Raw genomic sequence first — 7055 nt, forward strand, 5'->3', positions numbered from 1 at the left:
ATCTCTAAAAAGTCAACTGAAATTACAGATAATTTTTAAACCCATCCAATCAACCAAAAAATTTAACCATCAAGCTAAATAACTGTTAATCAACAAGTTTTTATCCGCATCCCCGCCGGTAGGTGCGCATTCTACACCATCTCAGCTACTTTACAAGATATAAGTATGTTTTAAAAAGTTAAATGTATAATTTTTAATCATCTCTATTTCTTATCCTATGAGTCTAATAGCATAAAATACGGCGAATAGTTGCTGTATTTATAGTAACAATGCTAATTAAATTAAGGCTGTAGTTGATTAGCACTATGATAATCTACATTTATAAAGATAACTCGATGTAAATTAAGTAAAACTCAAATAAAGTTACTAGAGTCTTTTTGTTGCTAAGAGTGGAAGCACTGCATACACGGTAGGACAACAACTAATCCATTAAGTGTTCAACCTATTTCTGTTACTTTGTTTTATAGAAAAGTTCGCCAAGTAATCGTGTATTACCTTGACCAATGATGCCAAAGAGTTTATTGATCGTCAGATTGCATTCTATGAATGTTATTTCAGAGGTGCCCATAAAAGAAAGCGTTAGCATGGTGTGAATAGCACTGCTATACAAGTGAAAACCATTTTATCTTGCTTATTAAAGTGAAGTAGCAAACTGTATACAGTAATTATTTCGATACAAAGTCCATTAGGTTAATACCTGTAATTTCAAATAAAATACCACCTGACAGCATTAAGTATACAGATCAATGGCACAGTTATAATGCACTTGATGTGGTAGATTTTAATCATTTTGCAGATGGGTAAAATCACATTAATGGAATAGAAAATTACTAGAATTAGGCGAAAAGAGTGTTAATAAGATACAATAGTATCGACCGAAATGCCTTCCTTTGTTTATTGAAGATGAGATGTACTGCTTCGCAAGGTTCAGATTGAATATGGTAGTCCAAAACAATAATTCAATACCTTGTTGTAATGGACTACGATTTAACCTTATGTACCACAATCCCTTAAAATTAAGCCGATTTACGTGAGTTTAGCTTACCAGTGAGCACGGTTTTAATATTCCGACGTGAATAGTTAAATAACACTTTCAGTGGTGATAAGTTTGGATTTGGCTGTTTGCCATCTGCAATGGTTTTAAACTGCGCTGCGTACCAAACGATTTCCATGATTGCCATTTTATCCAAAGGCTTAATCCCTGTTTTAATCGGTTTCACTGCGTATTTTACATCTTCTCCACGCATCAATTGGTTTGGCAAATAAGGTTCAACTGCAAGCGGACGAGCAATCCCAACAAAGTCACATGCACCGCTTGCCAGTGCATCATTCATACCTTTGACAGTACGGAAGCCACCAGTCACCATTAATGGGCAACTGACATGCTCACGAATGGTTTCCGCAAATTCTAAGAAATATGCCTCACGTGCAATAGTGCTTTCTTTACGCTGTTTGGCTTTGGCACCCGCCATTGCAGGCGCTTCATAGGTACCACCTGAGATTTCAATCAAATCCATCCCTGCATCAGCTACAGCCTTTGCCACAGTAATCGCATCTTCTTCGCTAAAGCCACCACGTTGGAAGTCTGCTGAGTTCATTTTTACTGCAATGATAAAGTCATCACCAGTCTGTTGACGCACTTCTTTATAGATTTCAAGCAAGAAACGCATACGGTTTTCAATACTTCCGCCCCACTGATCTTGACGTTGATTGGTCAATGGTGATAAGAATTGGCTAATCAAATAACCATGCGCACCGTGCAATTGCACACCTTCAAAACCTGCTTTCTTGGCAAGACGAGCCGACTCACCGAAGCGACGAATAATATCTAAAATCTCAACTTCGCTGAGCGCACGTGGCGTACCGAATGTAGTCGATAACGCCGAACTAAATGGCACAGCAGATGGCGCAACCGTTTCTTTATTCAAGCCACGCGGACACTGACGACCTGGATGCGACAGTTGGATCAATTGCACCATACCGTGACGCCTGCCAACGTCTGCCCATTGTTTCATTACAGTCAAATCACGCTCATTCTCAAGGACAACGACACCCGGTTCATTCTTGGCACGTGCATCGACCATGACGTTACCTGTGATCGCACAGCCCAAACCACCTTTGCCCCATTGATCATAGAGTGACACGAGGTCTTGATTCGGTTGCCCTGCGTCATTGGCAAGTGCTTCACTCATCGCACCTTTGATAATACGGTTTTTAAACTCGATGCCACGAATAGTTAAACGGTCTTGTAGCTGAACTTGCGTGCTCATGGGAAATCCTTTCAAAAATTTATATCGTATAGTCAAAGTACTTAGAATCTGCTACTTCGTTAACCTCACTCGCAGTACAACTCGTGCACCTTCGCTCGGTTGCCTTGTATCAGAAATCAATTACTTCGACTATAAAGTTGACAATTTAGTATGTCAAAAACTACAGATAAGCAGCAATAATGTCAATATCATTTTAAGACGTTCACTTGAACGTCAGCGTCATCGCAATGATATTGGTCATCAAATACAGCACATTGATCTTATTAATGAGTGAGCAAACTTGCATCTAACAATGCTTTGGTGTAATCCGTCTGTGGATTGGCAAACAGTTGATTTGTTTCTTGAAACTCGACCACTTTGCCATGATGCAAGACCAAGATTCGCTGTGACAACGCACGTACTACCGCCAAATCATGGCTAATAAATAAATAGCTGAGATTCATTTTTTCTTGCAAATCTCGTAACAATTTCACCATGGCACGTTGTGTGGTGCGATCTAGTGCCGAGGTTGGCTCATCCAGAATGATTAACTTCGGCTCAAGGATCAGTGCACGTGCTAGAGAAACACGTTGACGTTGACCACCTGATAAAGCATGTGGGTAACGCTCGGCAAACTCCGTCGGCAAATCGACTTGGGTTAATACGTGCGCCACACGTTGCTGAATATCTGACTTGGCTAAACCTTGAATTTCTAAGCCTTCACCAATGATCTGCCCCACGCTCAAGCGAGGATTCAGACTACTAAACGGATCTTGGAACACGATTTGGAATTGATGGCGATATGGACGCAGTTTCTTTTCAGAGAGTTGATCGAGTTGTAACTCATCGAGCTGAATTTGCCCTTCGCTATCAATCAAGCGAGCAATGGCGAGCGCCAATGAGGTTTTGCCTGAGCCACTTTCACCGACGATACCAATACATTCACCTTGTTTGAGTTGTAATGACAATGGCTCGACCGCCACCACATAGTCTTTCACTCGATTCAGCAAACCTGCTTTGATCGGGAAGCGGACTTGTACATCCTTTAGCGTGAGCACGGTATTTTCATTTTCACTTTTTAAGGCTGTACCAAAATCGTGATCTAAAAGATTTTGGGTATAATCATCTTGCGGATTGGTGAAAATCTCTGCCGTTGCACCTTGTTCTTTAACTTGCCCTTTTTGCATCACGATCACTTGATCAGAATAACGCCCGATGAGTTTTAAGTCATGACTAATCAAAATCATTGCCATCTGACGCTTTGCTTGTAAATCTTTGAGCAGTTTCAGCACTTGCTCTTGCAGGGTAACATCGAGTGCTGTGGTCGGTTCATCGGCAATGAGAATGGCTGGGTCTTGCGCCAATGCCATAGCAATCATCACACGTTGCCGTTGTCCGCCAGACAGCTCATGGGGGAAGCGACGTAGCTTTTGTTCAGGCTCTTTAATCCCGACATCGGTGAGTAATGCTAAAACTCGCTCACGCACTTCAGCTTTGGATAAACCACGCAGATGTAAAATTTCCCCGACCAATTTTTCTACACAGTGCAAAGGATTCAGTGCGGTCATGGGCTCTTGGAAAATCATGGCAATATTTCGACCACGAATCTGTTGAAGCTGTTTGTCGCTCAGTTGCAGGAGATTTTTACTGTGAGAAAAATCAGTTTGATGCAAATTCACTTTGCCTGTGACTTTGAGTTGATCAGGCAATAAACCAATCATAGCAAGGCTACTGATGGATTTACCCGAGCCACTTTCTCCGACTAAGGCAATGGTTTCGCCTGCATGCAGTTGTAAGTTTAAATCTTCAACTAAGGTCTGCGTTTGCTTGCCCTGCTCAGTTTGAATGGTCAGTTGTTGCACATCGAGTAGTAGCACACGGCTGTCAGCGTTTAGAGCATCCGTTTTTAGATCATTATTTTTAAGATCATCTGATTTTAGATGATCCTTTTTTAAATCATCACGATTCACTTCAGTTGTATTTGTCATCAGGTGAAGTCCTCAGTGCTGTCTAGGGTCGAATGCGTCACGGGTCGCTTCGCCGATATAAATCAGTAATGACAACACAATCGCTAAGGTCGCAAAGCCTGAAATCGCAAGCCACGGTGCATCTAAATAAGTCTTGCCTTGCTCAAGCAGTTGTCCTAGCGATGCACTATCAGGTGGCAAGCCATAACCCAAGAAATCCAACGCCGTCAGTGCCGTAATATTTGCGGTCAAAATAAACGGTAGCTGTGACATGGTCGAGCTGAGCGCATTGGGTAAAATATGCCGAAAAATAATCTTGCGATCTGACACACCGAGCGCACGAGCCGAACGCACATAATCAAAATTCCGTGCGCGTAAAAACTCTGCACGCACCAAGCCCACCAATGCCGTCCAACCAAAAAACAGCATAATCGCAAATAGCCAATACACGCTCGGGCTAAACATACTGACCAGAATAATCACCATGAATAGCACTGGCAAACCACCCCACACTTCAAGGACACGCTGTCCGAGCAAATCAATCCAACCACCGTAGTAACCTTGAATCGCACCCACCGCAATACCAAGCACTGCCGATGCTGCCGTCAGACAAATGCCAAACAACAAACAAATTCGTAAACCGTAAATAATCAGTGCCAATACATCACGCCCTTGCTCATCCGTACCGAGCCAATTTTGACTGGTCGGCGCAGACGGTACAGGCATGGTCAAATCCATATTTGGACTTTTGGCAGAAAATGGAATCACAGGATTGAGCATCCAGCCATCAGACAAAATCAAGTTCTGCACCACGGGATCTTTATAATCCGCTTCGGTTTCAAAAACGCCACCAAAAGTGGTCTCGGGATATTGCTTAAACACAGGGAAATATATATCGCTTTTGTAGGACACCACGATCGGCTTATCATTGGCAATCAGCTCTGCACACAGCGATAATCCAAAAATAATGCCAAAGGCAACCAAACAAAACATACCCAATTTATTTTTCTTAAAACGAGCCCAACGCTGTTGCATCAGTGGAGACATTATTTCGCTCCTCGTGTTTCAAAGTCGATTCGAGGATCAATCACTTGATACATCACATCACTAATTAAACGCAAGACTAAACCGAGCAAAGTAAACAAAAACAACGTGCCAAAAATCACAGGATAATCACGCTGTGTAATCGCTTCAAACCCAAGTAGTCCAATGCCATCCAGATTAAAAATAATTTCGATAAATAAATTCCCAACAAAGAAAATACCAATCAACGCCTCAGGTAACCCCGCAATCACGATGAGCATCGCATTACGAAATACATGACCATACAGCACCCGATTTTCACTTAAACCTTTGGCACGAGCGGCGAGCACATATTGTCGATTGAGTTCTTCCATAAAGGAATACTTTGTTAAATAAGTTAATCCTGCAAAACCACCCAACACCATGGTTAACAGTGGCAATGCCATATGCCAAAAATAATCTTTAATTTTGTCAAAAAAGCCAAGTTGTGCAAAATTTTCAGACACCAAACCTTGTAGCGGAAACCATTGCCAATAACTCCCCCCTGCAAAAAATACAAGCAGTAATACGCCAAAAGCAAAAGTCGGGATCGCATAGCCCACCGCAAGTAATAGTGAGGTACTTTTATCAAAGATCATGCCGTGCTGTTTGGCTTTTTTAATCCCAAGTGGAATCGACACCAAATAAATTAGCAAGGTGCTCCACAATCCTAGCGAAATCGTGACAGGTAACTTCTCATAAAGGAGCTGTGTGACAGGTTTATCTTTAAAAAAACTGGTACCGAAATCAAAGGTCAAATAGCCTTTGAGCATCAACCAAAAGCGTTCATGCGCAGGTTTATCGAAGCCATATTGACGCTTGATTTCTTCGACCATTTCAGGACTTAATCCACGTGCACCTTGATAGTTGCTATCCACTGATGCCGTTTCTGCACCGCCCTGTATGCCCATGCCTTGCATGTTTTCCGCTTGTTGAATGGCTTGTTCGACAGGTCCGCCAGGAGCAATTTGCACGATGGCAAAATTGATCAACAAGATCAAAAACAAGGTCGGGATAATCAGTAACAGACGCTTTAAAATATAGGTAGTCATTGCGATTCCTTTCTATAGTCGAAGAAATTGATTTCTGATACAAGGCAACCGAGCGAAGGTGTACAAATAGTACTGCGAGCGAGGTTAACGATGTAGCAGAACTTAAGTTCTCTGACTATAAAATCCATGCTCAATTCCTTAAGTTTTTATGTCTGTGTGATTAAGACTGTCGACGCAGATACTGTTGGACTTTTTCTGCTTTTTTCGCATCAATCCACCAATATTGCATACCAACATTTAGCTTTGGTTCACGTTTTGGTCGTTCAAACATATCCCAAACCGCATACCACTCACTGCCCTTCCCGTAGCTAAGAATATGATAATAGCCTGCACGGAGCATACGATCTAAGACACGTGTATTGGTCACGAGTTGCTCACGATTTGGCGAGCGAATTAAACGATCTATCTGTGCATCTATCGCAGGATTCTTTATCCCTGCAAAGTTATAATTACCCACTTCATCGGCTGCTGTACTGCTCCAAAACCGTCCTTGCTCATTGCCCGGATTTAAGGATTGTGGCAACACATCTGTAGTCATATCAAAGTCATAATTACGCTTCCGCTCGATATATTGCGGAACATCGACTTGACGCACGGTAATATCAATACCGAGTTTTTTGGCATTGCGCACAAAAGGCATCAAGGTACGTTGTAAGCCATCTTGATGAATCAATAATTCAAACTGAATTGGCTTGCCTTGTTTATCCAATAATTGCCCTTTTTTA

Annotated in this window: 4 protein-coding genes and 1 pseudogene; all 5 read right to left on the reverse strand. The window is 42.0% G+C overall.

Going from position 1 to position 7055, the window contains the following annotated elements; translation table 11 throughout:
* Positions 1-1016: 1016 nt before the first annotated feature.
* Entirely contained in the window at positions 1017-2270 is a 1254-nt protein-coding gene (locus ACE3PQ_RS09655; protein ID WP_374297314.1) for an NADH:flavin oxidoreductase/NADH oxidase family protein, read from the reverse strand.
* Between the two features lie 263 nt (positions 2271-2533).
* Positions 2534-4237 (reverse strand): ABC transporter ATP-binding protein, encoded by a 1704-nt coding sequence (locus ACE3PQ_RS09660; protein ID WP_374297316.1) that lies wholly within the window; start codon positions 4235-4237, stop codon positions 2534-2536.
* A 12-nt stretch (positions 4238-4249) separates the two neighbouring features.
* Positions 4250-5263: an ABC transporter permease gene (locus ACE3PQ_RS09665; RefSeq protein WP_374297319.1), complete on the reverse strand. Its 1014-nt coding sequence runs from the start codon at positions 5261-5263 to the stop codon at positions 4250-4252.
* Positions 5263-6330 carry a microcin C ABC transporter permease YejB gene (locus ACE3PQ_RS09670; RefSeq protein WP_374297321.1) on the reverse strand — a complete coding sequence of 356 codons (1068 nt, stop codon included), beginning with the start codon at positions 6328-6330 and terminating at the stop codon, positions 5263-5265. The genes ACE3PQ_RS09665 and ACE3PQ_RS09670 overlap by 1 nt, the downstream gene beginning before the upstream one ends.
* 160 nt (positions 6331-6490) lie before the next feature.
* Positions 6491-7055: pseudogene (locus ACE3PQ_RS09675) on the reverse strand (ABC transporter substrate-binding protein); the annotation flags it as partial.

Source organism: Acinetobacter sp. (genome assembly GCF_041911495.1).
Classification (GTDB): Bacteria; Pseudomonadota; Gammaproteobacteria; order Pseudomonadales; family Moraxellaceae; genus Acinetobacter.